At 61.5% G+C, this 18,344-nt stretch carries 17 protein-coding genes; 14 read left to right on the top strand and 3 right to left on the bottom strand.

The genetic code is table 11. From position 1 onward, the window contains the following. Window positions 1–31 precede the first annotated feature (31 nt). The 4 genes from BACI9J_RS13970 to BACI9J_RS13955 all read left to right on the top strand — a co-directional run bounded on the left by BACI9J_RS13970 (window position 32) and on the right by BACI9J_RS13955 (window position 4,606). Entirely contained in the window at window positions 32–2,899 is a 2,868-nt protein-coding gene (locus tag BACI9J_RS13970; RefSeq protein WP_159734907.1) for an FtsK/SpoIIIE family DNA translocase, read from the top strand. Window positions 2,900–2,922: 23 nt separating this feature from the next. Next, window positions 2,923–3,525 carry a CDP-diacylglycerol--glycerol-3-phosphate 3-phosphatidyltransferase gene (gene pgsA, locus BACI9J_RS13965; RefSeq protein WP_159734906.1) on the top strand — a complete coding sequence of 201 codons (603 nt, stop codon included), beginning with the start codon at window positions 2,923–2,925 and terminating at the stop codon, window positions 3,523–3,525. After that, window positions 3,522–4,034: a CinA family protein gene (locus BACI9J_RS13960; protein ID WP_159734905.1), complete on the top strand. Its 513-nt coding sequence runs from the start codon at window positions 3,522–3,524 to the stop codon at window positions 4,032–4,034. The genes pgsA and BACI9J_RS13960 overlap by 4 nt, the downstream gene beginning before the upstream one ends. 137 nt (window positions 4,035–4,171) lie before the next feature. Next, window positions 4,172–4,606, top strand: coding sequence for a helix-turn-helix domain-containing protein (locus tag BACI9J_RS13955; RefSeq protein ID WP_024820363.1), 435 nt, complete (start codon window positions 4,172–4,174; stop codon window positions 4,604–4,606). An 89-nt stretch (window positions 4,607–4,695) separates the two neighbouring features. On the opposite strand, the gene BACI9J_RS13950 is transcribed toward BACI9J_RS13955, so the two are convergent. Then, window positions 4,696–5,235, bottom strand: coding sequence for a MarR family winged helix-turn-helix transcriptional regulator (locus BACI9J_RS13950; RefSeq protein WP_442858641.1), 540 nt, complete (start codon window positions 5,233–5,235; stop codon window positions 4,696–4,698). Between the two features lie 41 nt (window positions 5,236–5,276). Between BACI9J_RS13950 and BACI9J_RS13945 the strand changes: the two genes are divergently transcribed. From BACI9J_RS13945 to dapF, 6 genes are all read left to right on the top strand, one after another. After that, complete coding sequence (locus tag BACI9J_RS13945) at window positions 5,277–5,501, top strand: DUF3046 domain-containing protein (RefSeq protein ID WP_159734904.1); 225 nt, start codon at window positions 5,277–5,279, stop codon at window positions 5,499–5,501. Window positions 5,502–5,760: 259 nt separating this feature from the next. After that, a complete protein-coding gene (gene recA / locus BACI9J_RS13940; protein ID WP_024820366.1) occupies window positions 5,761–6,804 on the top strand; it encodes a recombinase RecA in 1,044 nt (347 codons plus the stop codon). Beyond that, window positions 6,794–7,336 (top strand): regulatory protein RecX, encoded by a 543-nt coding sequence (locus BACI9J_RS13935; RefSeq protein ID WP_159734903.1) that lies wholly within the window; start codon window positions 6,794–6,796, stop codon window positions 7,334–7,336. The genes recA and BACI9J_RS13935 overlap by 11 nt, the downstream gene beginning before the upstream one ends. Beyond that, window positions 7,336–8,919 carry a tRNA (N6-isopentenyl adenosine(37)-C2)-methylthiotransferase MiaB gene (miaB, locus tag BACI9J_RS13930; RefSeq protein ID WP_159734902.1) on the top strand — a complete coding sequence of 528 codons (1,584 nt, stop codon included), beginning with the start codon at window positions 7,336–7,338 and terminating at the stop codon, window positions 8,917–8,919. Before BACI9J_RS13935 ends, miaB begins: the two co-directional genes overlap by 1 nt. A gap of 19 nt (window positions 8,920–8,938) precedes the next feature. Next, window positions 8,939–9,883 (top strand): tRNA (adenosine(37)-N6)-dimethylallyltransferase MiaA, encoded by a 945-nt coding sequence (gene miaA, locus BACI9J_RS13925; protein ID WP_159734901.1) that lies wholly within the window; start codon window positions 8,939–8,941, stop codon window positions 9,881–9,883. A gap of 46 nt (window positions 9,884–9,929) precedes the next feature. After that, entirely contained in the window at window positions 9,930–10,898 is a 969-nt protein-coding gene (dapF, locus tag BACI9J_RS13920; protein ID WP_159734900.1) for a diaminopimelate epimerase, read from the top strand. Here the strand turns inward: dapF and BACI9J_RS13915 are convergent. Further along, the gene (locus BACI9J_RS13915; protein WP_159734899.1) at window positions 10,879–11,493 is read right to left on the bottom strand and encodes a class I SAM-dependent methyltransferase; all 615 of its coding nucleotides are present in this window, start codon (window positions 11,491–11,493) and stop codon (window positions 10,879–10,881) included. The two genes, dapF and BACI9J_RS13915, sit on opposite strands and share 20 nt — an antisense overlap. Before the next feature lie 515 nt (window positions 11,494–12,008). Here BACI9J_RS13915 and hflX point away from each other — a divergent pair. Together hflX and BACI9J_RS13905 are read left to right on the top strand one after the other, a co-directional pair. Beyond that, window positions 12,009–13,568 (top strand): GTPase HflX, encoded by a 1,560-nt coding sequence (gene hflX, locus BACI9J_RS13910; RefSeq protein WP_159734898.1) that lies wholly within the window; start codon window positions 12,009–12,011, stop codon window positions 13,566–13,568. Continuing rightward, the gene (locus tag BACI9J_RS13905) at window positions 13,561–15,621 is read left to right on the top strand and encodes an ATP-dependent DNA helicase (RefSeq protein ID WP_159734897.1); all 2,061 of its coding nucleotides are present in this window, start codon (window positions 13,561–13,563) and stop codon (window positions 15,619–15,621) included. The genes hflX and BACI9J_RS13905 overlap by 8 nt, the downstream gene beginning before the upstream one ends. 52 nt (window positions 15,622–15,673) lie before the next feature. On the opposite strand, the gene lexA is transcribed toward BACI9J_RS13905, so the two are convergent. Continuing rightward, window positions 15,674–16,417, bottom strand: a complete 744-nt coding sequence (gene lexA / locus BACI9J_RS13900; RefSeq protein ID WP_159734896.1) for a transcriptional repressor LexA — start codon at window positions 16,415–16,417, stop codon at window positions 15,674–15,676. A gap of 349 nt (window positions 16,418–16,766) precedes the next feature. Between lexA and BACI9J_RS13895 the strand changes: the two genes are divergently transcribed. Together BACI9J_RS13895 and BACI9J_RS13890 are read left to right on the top strand one after the other, a co-directional pair. Continuing rightward, entirely contained in the window at window positions 16,767–17,126 is a 360-nt protein-coding gene (locus BACI9J_RS13895) for a LysM peptidoglycan-binding domain-containing protein (protein WP_024820374.1), read from the top strand. Between the two features lie 79 nt (window positions 17,127–17,205). Next, window positions 17,206–18,324, top strand: coding sequence for a histidinol-phosphate transaminase (locus BACI9J_RS13890; RefSeq protein ID WP_159734895.1), 1,119 nt, complete (start codon window positions 17,206–17,208; stop codon window positions 18,322–18,324). Window positions 18,325–18,344 lie beyond the last annotated feature (20 nt).

Below are 18,344 nucleotides of genomic sequence, written 5' to 3'. Positions count from 1 at the left end.
TTTCAGGCCCCCTTGCGGTAGCGTGGCACTTATGGCGACCCGTACTACCTCCACGCCACGAGGCAGCTCAAGCAGCAAATCCGGCGGCACAGGCCGAAGCGGAGCTGCATCCAAAACCAGCGCCGCAGCCAGCAAAAGCGGTCGTGGCAGCACTGCCCGCACCAAGCAAGCGGCCGCCGTCGAGCCCCAAGCGCCGCTGCCGCTGCGCATGCTGTCAGGTTTCTGGCAAGGCATAGGCCATGTGGTGGGCGCCGGGGTCCGGCGAATCGGCTACGACGTCAGCGATCTCGACCCCGCTGATCGCCGGGATGGTGCAGCCCTGTTCAATTTGGTGCTGGGCATCGCCATCGCCACCTTTGCCTGGTGGGGTCTTACAGGCTGGCTTCCGGACATGGTCTACAGCGTGGTCAACGGCACTTTTGGATGGATGTCCCTCATCCTGCCGTTCATGCTGTTCGTCTGTGCTTTCCGGCTCTTCCGTAAGCCGCAGGACGGACGCGGCAACAACCGTGTGGGCATCGGCTTCATGATCATGACCTTGGCCGGCTCCGGCCTGGCCCATGTGATCGGCGGGCTGCCCACGGTTGCGGACGGTTTCGACGGCTTACGCAAGGCCGGCGGAATGTTGGGCTTCCTCGCGGCCGCTCCCTTGGCTGCGATCCACGTGGCTGTTCCCGTTGTTCTGTACGGACTGCTGGCGTTCGTATCCGTGCTGATCGTGACTGCCACGCCGTTCGGTGCCATTCCGTCCCGTATCCGGGGCGCCTACGAGCACCTTATGGGCGTGGACCTTATGGACGAGTCCGGCAAGGACGCCCACGACCGCAGCTACCTCTATGAGAATGAAGCTGCCGCCAAGCCCAAGAAGAAAAAGCGCATGCGCTTCTTCGGCAAGGACGAGGAAGCGGACACCGGCTTGGAGGGCTACGTCGGGGACGAGGCTTTCGAGCACGCAATAGTCGACGACGACGAGAACCCGGATACGCCTGCACCACGGGTTCCCCCGGGTGTGCGTCGTCCAACCCAGGCGGAGATCGCCGTCGGGAAGATCAAGGCCGCCCAGGGCCTGGGTGCCAACCCCGGGATCGAGAACCCCACCGAGGCCATCCCGATTCTTACTCCGGAGATCTCTGCACCCGCGCCTCAGGTTGCGCAGGTTCCGGCGAAGCCCACAGGGGCACCCCTCCCGCAAACGCCCATCCCTCAACGCACAGAGCAGCTTTCCTTGGCCGGCGACGTCACCTACACCTTGCCGGCCTCTGATTACCTCACGCCGGGCTCCATCCCGAAGGAGCGCACGGAAGCCAACGACGCCGTCGTCGCGGCCTTGACGGACACTCTCACGCAGTTCAATGTTGAGGCCGCTGTAACGGGCTTCAGCCGTGGTCCTACTGTGACGCGCTATGAGATCGAACTCTCGCCCGGCACCAAAGTGGAGCGCGTTACGGCGCTGTCCAAGAACATTTCCTACGCCGTTGCGTCCAGTGACGTGCGTATCCTGAGCCCCATCCCCGGCAAATCAGCCATCGGCATCGAGATTCCCAACACGGACCGCGAAACGGTGTCGCTGGGCGATGTGCTTCGAAGCCAGAATGCGCGCCGTACGGACCACCCGATGGTCATGGGCGTCGGCAAGGATGTTGAGGGCGGCTACGTCGTAGCCAACCTCGCCAAGATGCCCCACTTGCTCGTCGCCGGTGCCACCGGTGCCGGTAAGTCCAGCTTCGTGAACTCCATGATCACCTCCATCCTCATGCGGGCCACGCCGGATGAGGTGCGAATGGTCATGGTGGACCCCAAGCGTGTGGAGCTCACCGCCTACGAGGGTGTGCCGCACCTCATCACGCCCATCATTACCAACCCCAAGAAGGCCGCCGAGGCCCTTCAATGGGTGGTCCGGGAGATGGACGCCCGCTACGACGACCTCGCCAATTACGGCTACAAGCACATTGACGATTTCAACAAGGCGGTCAGGGCAGGCAAGGTTGTGCCGCCCGTGGACTCAAAGCGCATCATCAAGCCTTACCCGTATCTGCTGGTGATCGTTGACGAGCTCGCAGACCTCATGATGGTTGCACCGCGGGACGTCGAAGACTCGATCGTCCGCATCACCCAGCTCGCACGTGCCGCCGGCATCCACTTGGTGCTGGCAACCCAGCGTCCATCCGTGGACGTTGTGACGGGCCTGATCAAGGCGAACGTGCCATCCCGTATGGCGTTCGCCACATCGTCGGTCACTGACTCCCGTGTTGTGTTGGACCAGCCGGGCGCTGAGAAGCTGATCGGACAAGGTGACGCGCTGTTCCTCCCGATGGGCGCTTCCAAGGCCATGCGTGTCCAGGGTGCCTGGGTGACCGAATCAGAGATCCATAAAGTTGTGGAGCACGTCAAGGGGCAGTTGCAGGCCGTTTACCGCGACGACGTCGCTGCAGAGGCGCCCAAGAAGCAGATCGATGACGACATCGGAGACGACCTCGAGGTCCTTCTTCAGGCAACGGAACTCGTGGTGACCACCCAGTTCGGTTCAACGTCCATGCTTCAGCGAAAGCTTCGCGTGGGCTTTGCCAAGGCCGGCCGGCTCATGGACCTCCTGGAATCCCGCGGGGTTGTGGGACCATCCGAGGGGTCCAAAGCCCGTGACGTCCTTGTCAAGCCTGATGACCTCGCCGCTGTTCTTGCCGCGATGAAGGGCCAGGAGTCACCTGCGGCGCCGGACGCCCACACGGCGGCACTGAGCGAGAACGCAAACTCGAACATCGCCGTCGGCGGTTATGCCGAGGACCTCGTTCAGGCGGACCTGGACAATAGGACGCAAGCGATCGAATATTACGACGGCGCCGACGCACCGAATGATGACGACGACAGCGGCGAGGACGCTTGGTCGCTCACGGGAAGGTAGCCCAGAGAGGGTAGCCTTGTGGGGTGACTACAGCCGAGGGTGATAACGCGACTTCCAGCAGCTCCGACGTCTGGAACCTGCCCAACATCCTCACCATGCTCCGCATCGCCTTGGTTCCGTTCTTTGTATGGTTCCTTGTGGCCGATGACGGCGAGTACGGTATCTGGCGCTGGGCGGCCGTTGTAGCCTTCGCCGTAGCGATCTATACGGACAAGCTCGACGGCGACATCGCCAGGGCCAGGGGCCTGATCACCAATTTCGGCAAGATCGCCGATCCCATTGCCGACAAACTGCTGATCGGTTCCGCGCTGGTTCTCCTATCCATCGTGGGAGAGTTGCCCTGGTGGGTGACCATCCTTATCCTCGTCCGTGAATGGGGGATTACCGCGCTCAGGTTCGTCGTCATCAAGTACGGCGTCATGCCCGCCTCACGGGGCGGCAAACTGAAAACGGTCATCCAAACGGTGGCCATCTTCCTCTACATCCTTCCTCTGAAGGCGATCGCTCCATGGCTGGGGGACCTCGCCTTCTGGGTCATGATGCTGGCTCTTGCCATCACGCTGTGGACCGGAGTGGAATATGTGGTCCAGGCGCTGAAGCTGCGTGCGGCAGGACGGCGTGCATGACGGACCACGAAGGTCCATCCGCGGCCGCACTTACCTCCACCGCTGCGGTCGCCATGGCAATCGGAAACAAACTCACCGTCGCTACGGCGGAGTCATTGACAGCAGGAATGGTTGCTTCAAGGCTGGCCAACACTCCGGGAGCATCCGGGATGCTTCAGGGCGGCGTGGTCGCCTACCAGAACTCGGTGAAGGCCGGCGTCCTGGGGGTTTCGCAGGAGCTGTTGGACGCAGTAGGTTCCGTTGACGGGCAAGTGGCTGAGGCAATGGCCGACGGCGCCCGGCGGGTCTGCGGGGCGGACCTCGGGATTTCCACCACGGGAGTTGCGGGACCTGAGCCACACGACGGCAAGGCAGTAGGAACGGTGTTCATCGGAATTGCCCGTGAATCCGGGGCAGAGTCGTTTGAATACAGCTTTTCGGGGGACAGGCATGCCATCAGGGAACAAGCTTGCGAAGCCGCCATGGCGCGTCTGCTTGCTGCGCTGAGTGACGTTGGTTACCGTTCGTAAAGTAGTCGGGAACAAAAACTGATTGCCAATAGTTGTGTCATTGTGTCGCTTCGGAAGAGCCGGGGCGCCTAGGATGTAAAAACCAACCCGGTCCGCCAGCCAGCGAACCGGATGAATGAGGGAGCAAGGCGATACAGATGGTAAAGCAGCCCGTATCCGTAAACGGCGTTGTCCGCTGGAAGGATGTGGGCTTGGCTGATCAGACACAGAGCGAGCAGAAGGAGCGCAAAATGGTTGTACTACGCCACGAGATCGGTGATGTACTGCGCGATGTCCGCCAGCGTCAGGGCCGTACCCTCCGCGAGGTTTCGCACAGCGCCCGCGTGTCACTCGGTTACTTGAGTGAAGTTGAACGCGGCCAAAAGGAGGCTTCTTCCGAGCTCCTGTCTTCTATCTGCACAGCCCTGGATGTTCCGTTGTCCCACATGCTTCGTGAAGTCAGCGATCGCGTGGCCGTCGCAGAAGGTGTTGCAGTTCCGGACACCGTTCCGCAGGAATTCTCCCAGCGTTATGGTCGCGATCTGGACCTCACGGACGATTTCCCGCAGGGCATGCTCTCCGGGGCCCGGTAGCCGTTCCACCATAGTCATGAGAATGGCCCCCAGCCTGAGGCTGGGGGCCTTTTCGTTGTGTGCGCAAGGTGCCTTGGAGGGGGCGCCGCTTAGACGGTGTCGGGTTTGTCCTCGAGGTCGGCTTCCGGTTCCTTCACGCTGAGGACGCCATCGCCGTAAATGGCATTGAGGCGCCCCATATAGTCAGCAAGAGTCTGGACGTCCTCAAGAGGCCATTCGCCCAGCCGTTCACGGAATACTTGCCTCCGCGCGTCCTGAACCTGGTGCATCTTCTCTTCGCCCTTGTCCGTCAACCGAATGGATTGGGCCCTGCCGTCCTGGGGATCCGCTTCCTTGTAGACAAGGCCGATGCCCTCCAGGAAGGCGATCTGACGGCTTACCGAAGGCTTGCCCACCCCAATGCAGGTGGCAAGGTCCGTAAGCCGGATGGGACCTTCCCTGCGGATGACGGTAAGGAGCCCGTAGGCGGCGGGTTCCATGTCCGGATGGACCTGGCGTGACAATTGGTGGGAGATCGAACGGGCGCGGCGCCAGAGCAGGCTCAGCTGGTGTTCCACCTGCTGGAGGGCGTCGTCCACGGCGTCGCCTGGCACGGCCGTGGCGGGCGTGCTCTGGAGAGGATTGCTCATGGCAACCATTCTAGAGTCCGGTGCCATGAGAGACTCTATCCGTGAGGGCAAGTGACTTTTGGCGATTGATGGACGACGAATTCGGGGCAGGCTACTCCCGTGTCCTGGCCAACTCCCTGGTACTCGCAGGCGTGGGCGGACGGACTGCGGTGGAGGCATTGGCTTCCGGCTACCAGCCCCGCGAGGTGTGGTTGGCCGTGTGCGAGGTTCAGGATGTTCCGGCCGAGCGAAGGCTGGGCAAGGACATCAGACCCGCCTCAAACTGACCACTTGTGTCTCGCTGGGGTAAAGGGCCCTGGAAGACACACCGTGCCCTTCATTCGAATATCTGTTCGGATGGGGATATGCTCCTGAAAGAGGAAAATTGATCCTGAACGACGCGTCCGGGGCATGCCGACAGTCCTGTTTATCCACATAGCAGGGGTTGGCTTGTAAAAATGTCAGGGCGCCGTAATAGCGTCTGACATGACAGGAAAGCGGCCTTTCAGGCCACTCCACAGCGAGAAAGCATCAGAGGTGTGAACCATGGCGGCAGCCCCGGATCGTGAGAAGGCGCTCGAAGCAGCGCTTGCCCAGATCGACAAGCAGTTCGGTAAAGGCTCTATCATGCGTCTGGGTGATGACACCCGGGCACCGATTGAGGTCATTCCCACCGGCTCCATTGCACTGGATGTCGCCCTTGGCATTGGTGGCCTGCCCCGTGGCCGCGTCGTGGAAATCTACGGTCCGGAATCCTCGGGTAAAACCACCGTGGCACTTCACGCCGTAGCCAATGCACAGCGCGCCGGCGGCATCGCGGCCTTCATCGACGCCGAACACGCGCTTGATCCGGACTACGCCGCCAAGCTTGGCGTGGATACGGACGCGCTCCTGGTCTCCCAGCCGGACACCGGCGAGCAAGCCCTCGAAATCATGGACATGCTGGTGGGCTCCGGTTCGCTGGACATCGTGGTCATCGACTCCGTGGCAGCCCTGGTACCCCGCGCTGAAATCGAAGGCGAAATGGGCGACTCCCACGTTGGCCTCCAAGCCAGGCTCATGAGCCAGGCATTGCGAAAGATCACCGGTCGCTTGAGCCAGACCAAGACCACTGCCATCTTCATCAACCAGCTGCGTGAAAAGATCGGCGTGTTCTTCGGATCCCCGGAAACCACCACGGGTGGTAAGGCGCTGAAGTTCTATGCGTCAGTGCGAATCGACGTTCGCCGCATTCAGACCCTGAAGGAAGGCGCGGACTCCGTCGGGAACCGCACCAAGGCAAAGATCGTCAAGAACAAGATGGCACCGCCCTTCAAGATCGCCGAGTTCGACATCATCTATGGTCAGGGCATCTCCCGCGAGGGCGGCATCATTGACATGGGTGTGGAGCACGGCATCATCAAGAAATCGGGTTCGTGGTTCACCTATGATGGCGATCAATTGGGCCAGGGCATGGAGAACTCGCGTCGCTTCCTGCGCGACAACCCTGAGCTCGCCCAGGAGCTGGAGCGCCTGATCAAGGAAAAGCTCGGCGTGGGCGTCGCCAAGGCTGAAGAAGATTCCCCGAAGCTGAAGGCCGTTGACGGCTAGAAGACGGCCGGATCCGGATTCTTCCGTATCGGCCGATCCTGAGCCTGATCCCGAATCCGTGGCGCGTGCCATCGTCTTGAGGCAGTTGACGATGGCGCCGCGGAGCCGGCTGCAGTTGTCCCGTAAGCTCGCGGAGCGGAATGTTCCCGAGGACGTGGCTGAGGCAGTCTTGGATCGCTTCGAAGAAGTTCAGCTGATCGATGATGCCGAGTTTGCCAGGATGTGGGTGCGTAGCCGCTCCCAAAGCAAAAAGCTTGCGAAGGGCGCCATCCGTCGCGAACTGGCAGACAAAGGCATCGAGCTGGATGCGGCTGAAGAAGCACTATCGCAGCTCAGCGACCAAGACGAGGAATTGGCTGCCCGGGAGCTGGTTCAGCGCAAGCTGCGGCCCAGTATGGATCTAAGCGATCGGGCAGAGCGGGAAAAGTACACCCGCCGGCTGGCCTCGATGCTTGCACGCAAAGGCTACGCCCCCTCCATGGCATTCAGGATCGTCGGTGAGGTGCTTGCGGAAGCCGGTACCCTTGAGTAGTGAGTTTGACCATTCCTTCCCCATCAGCTGCCACCTCTCCTTCTGTTGACCCCGGGACTGCTGCAGAGCCACGTGCCACTGCAGTACCGGGAAATACTGCAGAGCCTCGGACCTACCAGGTTCGGACGTTCGGCTGCCAGATGAACGTCCATGATTCAGAACGCATGGCGGGACTTCTCGAAGAAGCCGGGTACGTGCCAGCTGATGGTGAGGTGGCGGACGTCGTGGTGTTCAACACCTGTGCTGTCCGTGAAAATGCAGACAACAAACTCTATGGAAACCTTGGCCAGCTGCGGCAGGTCAAAGAGGCCAACCCCTCCATGCAGATTGCCGTTGGCGGTTGCCTGGCTCAGAAGGATCGCGAAACCATCGTCAAGAAGGCGCCGTGGGTGGACGCCGTGTTCGGTACACACAACGTGGGGGCGCTGCCGGCCCTGCTGAACCGTGCACGGCACAACAACGAGGCACAGCTGGAGATTCTCGAATCCCTGGACGTTTTTCCATCGACGCTCCCCACCAAGCGTGATTCTGTGTACGCGGGTTGGGTTTCGATTTCGGTGGGGTGCAACAACACGTGCACGTTCTGCATTGTTCCTTCACTGCGTGGCAAGGAGAAGGACCGGCGCCCGGGAGAAATTCTGGCGGAAATCCAAGCGCTAGTGGATGACGGAGCTGTTGAAGTTACGCTCCTGGGCCAGAACGTAAATTCCTATGGTGTGGAATTCGGTGACCGCCAGGCATTCTCCAAACTCCTGCGGGCATGCGGAGAAATTGAAGGGCTGGAGCGCGTTCGTTTCACCAGCCCGCATCCCGCGGCTTTCACCGACGACGTCATTGATGCCATGGCAGAGACACACAACGCCATGCCCCAGCTGCACATGCCTCTGCAGTCCGGCTCAGACAAGGTGCTCAAGGACATGCGCCGTTCCTACCGATCAAGCAAGTTCCTGGGAATTCTGGACAAGGTACGCGAACGAATCCCGCACGCCGCTATCACCACAGACATCATTGTTGGCTTCCCGGGCGAAACCGAAGAAGATTTCCAAGCCACCCTGGATGTAGTGGAGAAGTCGCGGTTTGCCTCCGCCTTCACGTTCCAGTACTCCAAGCGTCCCGGCACACCGGCTGCCGACCTTCCCGGGCAACTGCCCAAGTCTGTGGTGCAGGAGCGCTACGAACGCCTTACCGCGCTGCAGGATCGTATTGCTGCAGAAGAGAACGTCAAGCAGCTTGGACGCAAAGTAGAGGTACTGGTCACTGCGCAGTCAGGACGAAAAGCCGGCGAAACACATCGGTTGTCCGGTCGATCCAAGGACCAAAGGTTGGTTCACTTCTCCGTTCCGGACGGTGCTGAGACTCCGCGGCCCGGTGACTTCGTCACGGTGACCATTACCGAGGCCGCTGCGTTCCACCTCGTAGCGGATCCGGCAGCACCGGAGGACTACATTTTGCGCCGCTCGCGTGCAGGCGATGCTTGGGATCGCTCACAGGCTGATTCCTGTGGGGTTCCGGCTGCAGGAGCTGCATCGGGCAAGGCCGGGGTGTCCTTGGGTATGCCGTCGCTGCCTGTTCGCCGCGCTTAGGGGCGGACCACAGGATCACATGTCGCGCTCCAACCAGGAACTAACACAACCCGCCGAACTTACCCAGCCTGTCATTGCCGTAGTTGGTCCCACGGGCTCAGGTAAGTCGGATCTGGGAGTTAACCTGGCCCTGGCCTTGAACGGCGAAGTCATCAACGCCGACGCCTTGCAGTTCTACCGTGGCATGGATATCGGGACCGCCAAGATCACCAAGGATGAGCGCAGGGGAGTCCCGCACCACCTGCTGGACATCATGGACGTCACCCAGGAAGCCAGCGTTGCGGACTTCCAAAGTGAATGCCGCACAGCCATTGCTGACATCCACTCCCGCGGAAAGCGCGCCATTCTTGTGGGTGGTTCAGGCCTGTATGTTCGAGCCGCCGTGGACGTCCTGGAGTTCCCGGGCACTGATCCCGAACTCCGTAGACGCTTGGAAGAAGAGTGCGAAACGCAGGGGCTGGCGCCCCTGCGGGCTCGCCTTGAGGAGGTGGATCCCGTTTCGGCCGCCCGCCTTGGCGATGCCCGGCGCGTGATCCGTGCCTTGGAGGTACACGGCCTCACTGGCCGTCCCTTCAGTTCGTTCATGCCGCAGCGTGAGTATTTCCAGCCAGCCCTGCAGATCGGGCTGGACGTCGATCGGGAACAACTGAGGGAACGCCTGGCACTAAGGGTGCACCGGATGGTTGAGGATGGGCTCCTGCAGGAAGTTGAACGGCTGGATGCCATGGGGTTGCGGACAGGCAAGACAGCTTCGCGGGCCTTGGGTTATGCCCAGTTTCTGAAGGTTTTGGACGGGGAGATGGCAGCCGACGCTGCAGCAGAGGAAACCATTGTGGCAACACGGCAGTTTGCACGGCGGCAGCTGACGTGGTTCAGGGCAGATCCCCGGATCACGTGGCTCGACTGGAAGGATCCCGAGCTGACCGCCAAGGCCGTTGAAGCGGTTCTGACCGTCGGACAGTAGCCCACGCAATTTCTGACCGAACACGCGTGGCGGGTAGCCTTGGTCCATGGATCAAACCGCCGCAGTTCCCGCCCGTCAGCCCGCACATGCGGATGCTCCGGTGACACCCTCCAGTCTTGCTGGCCTGGCGTTCTCAAAGGGCCACGGAACGGGCAACGACTTTGTCCTGATTGCTGATCCCGGCGATGCCCATGAGATCACTGCGGAGCATGTGGTTCAGCTATGCGACCGCCACGTTGGCATCGGTGGCGACGGGCTCATCCGTGCGGTCCCTTCCCGCTTCCTTCCTGAAGGCCGCGTTGCCTTGGAACAGGATCCCGAAGCAGAGTGGTTCATGGACTACCGCAACGGTGACGGTTCGCTCTCGGAAATGTGCGGCAACGGAGTGCGTGTCTTCGTCCATTTCCTGATCGCCGAAGGGCTGGTGGACCTTGGCCCCGGGCAGACACTTGCTATCGGAACCCGCGGCGGCGTGAAGAAGGTTGTGCGGACGGCCAACGGCTATGCCGTGGATATGGGCCCGTGGGAGTTCATCTTCCCGGACGAAGCCAAGAGCAAAGCCATGGATGCGCTGGTCAGTGCCGATGGCTTGGAAGTAGCAAGGCCCGGCCTCTCAGTCAGCATGGGCAACCCTCACACGGTAGTTGCACTCGCCGAACTCAAGGAGCTCGCGGCTACACAACTGTTCAAAGTTCCTGTGGTGGATCCCAAACCGGCCAACGGGACCAACGTCGAGTTCGTTGTTCCCGCCGAGCCACTGGTTGAGGACGGCGTAGGTACCATCACCATGCGCGTTCATGAGCGCGGTGTGGGGGAGACCCAGTCCTGTGGCACCGGTGCGTGCGCCGCCGCCGTCGCCATTCGTCACTGGGCCGGCGACGCGGCCCCGAACGACTGGCACGTCAACGTACCGGGCGGCGTCGTATCCGTGAAGTTCTTCCCCGGCGCAGGCGGACGCGAGCATGTAGAACTCAGCGGCCCCGCCGTCATTGTGGCTACCGGGACGCTTTCCTGACCCTTATGATCCTGAACGTCTTGGACGTGCTTTCGCGTGAGACCGTGTACGAGCTGTCCAGCTCGGCGGCCAGCCACCGCTGGAGTGAATCCGAGCCCAGGTTCTTCTGAACAACCAACCAGGCGCTGCCTCCTGGCGCCAGCCGGGGCAGCCAGGTCAGCAGCAGCGAGTGAAGTTCGTCCTTGCCGATCCGGATGGGCGGGTTGGACCAGATGGTGTCGAATTCGACGGCGGGATCTACCTCGTGCGGGAGGCTGGCGGTGACATTACTGAGACCGAGCGCCGCAGCGTTCTCGTTAGTCAACGTGATGCAACGCTCATTGACGTCCACGGCGTAAACACGGGCATGCGGTGCCATGAGGCCCAAAGTAAGGGCAATCGGGCCCCAGCCGCAGCCGATGTCCAGCAAATTCCCCGTCGGTGACGGCGCGGGAACCTCGGCGAACAGTACTGCCGTACCTTTGTCCACGCCGTCCGGGCTGAAGATACCTGACGAGGTCTGCAGCCGGCGCGTGGCTCCAGCAAGTTCCACTGTCAGTGGCTTGCGCGTAAATGGTCCGGCCGGTTGGGCGCTGAAATAGTGAGCAGACTCCATAATTTGCCAGATTAGTTGGCTATCGTCTGCTTGGGAAACCGCCTCCTTCCTCAGCACGTTTGACAGCGGCTGCTAAAGTGGAATGCATGTTCTTGATCTTTGAGTAATCAGCCCTAACGCCTGAGCCATCGGGCGTTATTGGCACCGCCCGCGACGCAGGCCGGTTTTGGCATTTCGCCTATTCCGGCCATTCCGCCCGGCGGTCCCTCAGGCTAAGTCCGTTGGCTCCGCTTCATGGAGCCGGACACTCTGAAGATCCCGTCAGTTCATTTGCAGTGAACCGCCGCGTTGACCACGGCCCCTGCAGTACCACTGGCAAAGCATCCTCACCTCGGCCCAAGGACCTCCCGCGGATTCCATCACGCCACATTTACAGCAGCCGCCTCCTTGGTACGGGGCGGCCGTTCAGGACAGAGGAGGCCCTTTTGGCCGATGCCCGTCAGCCCAGCGCGAAGAGCGCCCCATCGAGCAGCAAACAGCACTATTCTGGAATTGCCAAACAGTCTAAGGAGACCATGACCACCCAGAAGCACTCCGGATCCGATTCCGACGCCCAGGACATGAGTCCTGAACAAATCCAGGCCGTGATCGACCGGATTCTTTCCAAGGATGTACCTGCGCAGGCATCCGAGGACAACGACGCCGGCGTGTTCGGCAAGGCGCAGGCAATTTCCACGCTGGACCAGGAACACAGCATCTACGACGGCGACCAGGAAGATTTGGCCGAACGCCGCGCCCTTCGCCGCACCGCGGGCATGTCCACCGAACTTGAGGACGTCACAGAGGTTGAATACCGGCAGCTGCGCCTCGAACGCGTAGTACTGGCTGGACTGTGGACCGAGGGGACTCTTGCCGATGCGGAGAACTCCCTCCGCGAGCTCGCTGCGCTGGCCGAGACTGCCGGATCAGAAGTACTGGACGGCCTGGTTCAGCGCCGGCAGAAGCCGGACCCCGGGACGTTCCTCGGGTCGGGTAAGGCCCAGGAGCTCAAGGACATCGTTGCCGCCACCGGCGCGGACACTGTGGTGGTGGACACCGAGCTGGCACCCTCGCAACGACGTGGCCTTGAAGACATCGTGAAGGTCAAGGTTGTTGACCGCACCACGCTGATCCTGGACATCTTTGCCCAGCACGCCAAGAGCCGCGAAGGCAAGGCCCAGGTTGAGCTGGCACAGCTCGAATACCTGCTCCCGAGGCTTCGTGGTTGGGGTGACTCCATGTCCCGCCAAGCTGGTGGCCAGGTGGGTGGAGCAGGTGCCGGAATGGGCTCACGTGGTCCAGGTGAAACCAAGATCGAGCTCGATCGGCGTCGGATCCGCACCCGCATGGCCAAGCTGCGTCGCGAGATCGCCGCTATGAAGCCTGCGCGCGAGACCAAGCGGGCCAACCGCCGTCGTAACGCAGTTCCTTCGGTGGCAATCGCCGGTTACACGAACGCCGGTAAGTCCTCGCTGCTCAACCGGCTCACTGACGCCGGCGTCCTGGTGGAGAACGCCCTGTTCGCCACTCTCGATCCCACGGTCCGTAAGGCTCAGACACCGGACGGCATCGGCTACACCCTTGCGGACACTGTGGGCTTCGTTCGTTCCTTGCCTACCCAACTGATTGAGGCTTTCCGCTCTACGTTGGAGGAAGTTGCGGATGCGGACCTGATTCTCCACGTTGTGGATGCATCGCACCCGGATCCTGAGGGCCAGATTGCAGCGGTCCGGTCCGTTTTCACTGAAGTGGATGCCCGCAAGGTTCCTGAAATCATCGTCCTCAACAAGGTTGATGTAGCGGATCCATTCGTGGTGGAGCGTCTCAAGCAGAAAGAACCCCGCCACGCGGTGGTGTCCACCCGTACGGGCCAGGGCATCGCGGAACTGCTGGAAGAGATCAGCCGGTCCATTCCGCGGCCCGGTGTGCGCCTTGAACTGCTCATTCCCTACGAGCGCGGGGAAATGATCAACAAGCTGCACAATTCCGACTCGGAAATCCTGAGCCTTGAACACGAGGAAAACGGGACCCGCGTAGTTGTCATGGTGCGCGAAGGTCTGGCCGCCGAGTTGGAGTCATTCGTCAGTAATGGTTGAGAAAGTGGCGGCGGACGTCGTCGAGTCGGTGGGGGAGAAGGTCACCCTCGAGTTGTTGGATCGGGCTGTTGCCGGCATGGGCGGACAAAGCCGTGCCGGCCAGCATGAAATGGCCAAGCATGTCACCCGGGCCATAGAAACCGGGGAACATCTGCTGGTCCAGGCGGGAACCGGAACCGGTAAGTCCTTGGCATACCTGATTCCGTTGATTGCCCATTCCATGGACAGCGACAAACCGACGCTGGTGTCCACCGCCACTTTGGCCCTCCAGACCCAGATCGTGGGACGGGACCTGCCACGCCTGCTGGAGAACATCAACCCTGCACTTGAGCGCCCCGTTAACGTGGCGTTGGTCAAGGGCAGGGCCAATTACGTGTGCCTGCAGAAACTCGAAGGCGGGTTCCCCAGCGAAGAGCCCTCCGAAGGCCAGCTGTTCTCCCTGGGGGAGGACACCAGCGTCCCCCACTTCGCCGCCTCCATGGGTGGACCGCAATCTCAACTCGGCAAAGAAGTGGTCCGCCTGCGGGAATGGGCGGAAAAGACCACTACCGGGGACCGCGACGAACTCATGCCCGGCGTCACTGACCGAGCTTGGCGGCAGGTATCCGTGACGTCCATGGAGTGCTTGGGCGCCCAAAAGTGCCCCATGGCAGAAGAGTGCTTCAGCGAGTTGGCCCGCTCCCGGGCAGCTGAGGCAGATGTGGTAGTCACCAACCATGCCATGCTGGCCGTCAGCGCCTTTGAGGGCTTGGCTGTTCTGCCTGAGTACGACGTCGTGGTGGTTGACGAGGCCCACGAGCTTCAGGACCGCGTTACGGGAGCCGTTTCAGGGCAGTTGTCCGTGGCTATGGTCCATGCGGCGGCCTCAAGCGCCCGCAAGCACACGGCCATCACCGTGGATGCCCTGAACGCCGCTGCCGACCGTCTGGACATGGCCATAGCCGGCGTGCCCAATGGCTTGTTGCCCAACGGCCTCAATGACGAACAGCTTGATTGCCTGGATCAACTGCGGGAGGCCACACGCGCCGCACTCTCGGATTCGAAAACGGATTCCTCAAACGCAGTGGACGGCGGACGGCAGCTGGCCCGTTCACGCCTGATGCTCATCCTGGAACTGTGCGAGCGGATGCTGGCCGCCAAGGAGAACCGCGAAGTGGTCTGGTTCTCCCGGAACAGCACGTTCGATCCCCAGCAAGGCTATTCGCCACCCGATGAGACTGCTCCTGCTTTGATCAACATCGCACCGCTGAGCGTGGCCGGACGGCTTCGTGAGGGCCTCTTCGCCGGACACACCGTGGTGCTGACCTCCGCAACACTGGCCATCGGCTCGGCCTTCGAGCCGGCGGCAGGTGGCCTGGGCCTCATCGGAGACGGTGCACCGAGCTGGACCGGTATCGACGTCGGATCACCCTTCGACTACCCCAGGCAGGGCGTCCTGTACGTGGCGAAGCACCTGCCCAAACCCGGCCGTGGTACCTCCCCTGAGGCGCTGGATGAGCTCGAAGACCTGATCCGTGCATCCGGAGGCGGAGCCCTGTGCCTGTTCTCCTCACGGCGCGCCGCAGAAGAGGCCGCCGATGCCATGCGGCTTCGACTGGACGTAGACATCCTCTGCCAGGGGGAATCCACCATGGCAGCCTTGGTGAAGCAATTCGCGGATGAGCCTGACACCTGCCTCTTCGGAACCATGTCCCTATGGCAGGGCGTAGATGTTCCGGGTGGCTCGTGCCGTTTGGTGGTGATTGACCGCATACCCTTCCCGCGCCCCGATGATCCCCTGATGACTGCCCGTTCCCGGGCAGTGGCTCAATCGGGTGGGAACGGCTTCATGGCAGTGTCAGCAACCCACGCCGCAATTCGGCTGGCACAAGGTGCAGGCCGTCTCATTCGTTCCACCGGAGACAAGGGCGTTGTTGCGGTGCTCGACTCCAGGCTTTCGACAGAACGCTACGGGGCCTTCCTGCGGGCCGCCCTGCCACCGTTCTGGGCTACGACGGACCGAGCAGTGGTTCGTGGCGTTTTGGAGCGTCTGGGGTCAAGCAAAGCCCCGTAACGAGCGCTGAAACGTACGAGCCCCAAAACGGGCGGGAAGGTTTGTAAAGCCCCTAGAGGGACCGCAGTACCGAAACGACCTTGCCCATGATGGTGGCTTGATCACCGAGGATGGGCTCGTACTGGGTGTTTTGCGGCAACAGCCACGTGTGACCGTCCCGCTGCCGGAATGTCTTCACGGTTGCTTCGTCATCCAGCAATGCAGCAACGATGTCGCCGTTGATGGCATCGTTCTGTCGCCGGACCACTACCCAGTCGCCGTCACAAATGGCGGCGTCAATCATCGAATCGCCGGCAACTTTGAGCATGAACAGTTCACCATGCCCCACGAGTTGCCGGGGGAGTGCAACGACGTCTTCCACCGTTTGGTCAGCCAGGATCGGACCGCCGGCTGCAATGCGGCCCACCAGCGGCACCATGGCGGTGTCACTGGAGCTGGCCAGCTCGGTAACGGCAAGGCCACCAGCGCTGCGAAGAGTGGCAGGGGCTTCCACTCCGGGAATGGAACCGCCATCCAGGGTCAAAGGCATCAGGACTTCCATGGCGCGGGGGCGCTTGGGATCCCTTCGGAGGTAGCCCAGCTTCTCCAGTTGGGACAATTGATGCGTGACACTGGACAAACTGGCCAGGCCCACGGTGTCGCCGATTTCACGCATGCTGGGCGGGTAGCCATTGTCATTAACCGACCGCTGGATGGTCTCCAGGATTTTTTTCTGCCGGACAGTCAGGCTTTTGGGACTCTTCTGAGGCTGTTGGCTCCGCAGGGGTGCCCCGCCGCCTGTGGCTTTCGCTGCCATGTTCGCCAACGCCTTTCCGTTCCGCCCGATGAATGCCGGGGCTGCGAGGGTCTGCAAAAAATGTCAGACCCTCCTGTTCCACTGAAACAGTGCTGTTTCTTCACTCAAACGTAGGGCAGGCACAGGCGTTTATCAAACATTTGTTCTAGCGAGTCTCGACACCGTTCGTTGATAAGTGCTAAAAATGTCATAGCAAGGTTCGAATATGTGTTCTATAAACCTGATGCTGTAGCCGGATGTTCGAACATAGCGTTCGAACATCTCCGGGGCCGGCGAGGGGAACACTAAGAATTGGCAGCCAAGCACCGGGTATCCCGGAGCGTGGCAATAGCTCAGAAGGGCTCAGCTCATGTCCGCAGTCACCACGTTCGCTGATTTTCGCACTACTCAGGCACCAGCTCGCCTGCGTCTGACCCGCCGGGGACGAATCGTCTTCTTTGGCATTCCCGCCATGTTGTTGGTAGCGGCGTTGCTGAGTCTTGCCGGTTTCATCAACTCCCCGGCCAAGGCGGCCGACTCACAATCGCAGCTGCGGCCGCCTGTGGCCGTCACGGTCACGGTCCAACCCGGCCAGTCCCTGTGGGGCATCGCCGGTGCGGCTGCTCCGGAGCGGGACCCTCGCGATGTAATCGCCGAGATCATCCAGCTCAACGACCTCCGAGGTGGCCGCATCCTGCCTGGCCAGCAGCTGTTCGTCCCTGCAAACTGAGTCCCTTTCAGGCCTGCCGGGACCTGGGGCGGGGCGTCACAGTTAGTCGGCAGTCGCTGCGGCCCCTTAAACTGGGATGGTGAGTGACCAGCTTGAGCGACTTGACCGACTTCCCCTCCGGACCAACCTGCGTGGACTGAGCCCCTATGGCGCACCGCAGCTTGATGTCCCCATTTTGCTCAATGTCAACGAGAACACCCATGGCGTCCCCGCGGATGTTCAAGCCGCCATCACCGAGGCCGTTGCCGCTGCAGCTACAGGGCTGAATCGCTACCCGGACCGCGAGTTCACCGAACTCCGTGAAGCTTTGGCCGAATACCTGGGTCACGGACTTTCGCCTGACAACATCTGGGCCGCCAACGGTTCCAATGAAGTCCTGCAGCAGATTCTCCAAGCTTTCGGTGGACCCGGACGCAAGGCCCTCGGCTTCCCTCCCACGTACTCCATGTACCCCCTTCTCGCCAGTGGTACTGACACTGAGTATGTCCGGGGAGTCCGCGCTGATGACTACGGGCTGGACGCCGAATCGGCGGCTTCCCAGGTCCGGGAAACGGGAGCCAACATTGTGTTCCTGTGCTCACCGAACAATCCGACTGGTACAGGGCTGAGCCTGGACGTCGTCGAGGCGGTCTACGAGGCGGGCGAAGCCAGCCAGGCCATCGTGATCGTGGATGAGGCTTATCACGAGTTTGCGCACGACAATACTCCGAGTGCTTTGACCCTGCTGCCCGGCCGTCAGCGGTTGATCGTCTCACGGACCATGAGCAAGGCGTTTGCCCTCGCCGGTGCCAGGCTCGGTTACATGGCTGCCGCACCTGAGGTCACAGACGCTATCCGGCTGGTTCGCCTGCCCTACCACCTCTCCGCTGTTACCCAGGCGACTGCCCTTGCTGCGCTGACCCACCGCGAAGCGCTCATGGCCGACGTCGAGGACATCAAGGTCCAACGCGACCGCATTGTTACTGAGCTGCTGCGTATGGGCCTCAAGCCCGCTGCTTCCGACTCCAATTACGTCTTCTTTGGCGGCCTTGAGGAACCACACGCAATCTGGCAGGGCCTGCTGGACGCCGGCGTGCTGATTCGCGACGTCGGCATTCCCGGGCATTTGCGTGTCACCGCTGGAACCGAGCCGGAAACAACAGCCTTCCTGGAGGCCTTGGAAGCCTTGCTGAACGGCACAGAGTCACACCGCGCCTAAACTTGTTAGTAGACCCAACC

The sequence above is a fragment of the Arthrobacter sp. 9V genome (assembly GCF_902506065.1).
In the GTDB taxonomy this organism is placed as follows: domain Bacteria; phylum Actinomycetota; class Actinomycetes; order Actinomycetales; family Micrococcaceae; genus Arthrobacter.
This window is presented reverse-complemented; position numbering and strand designations above follow the sequence as displayed.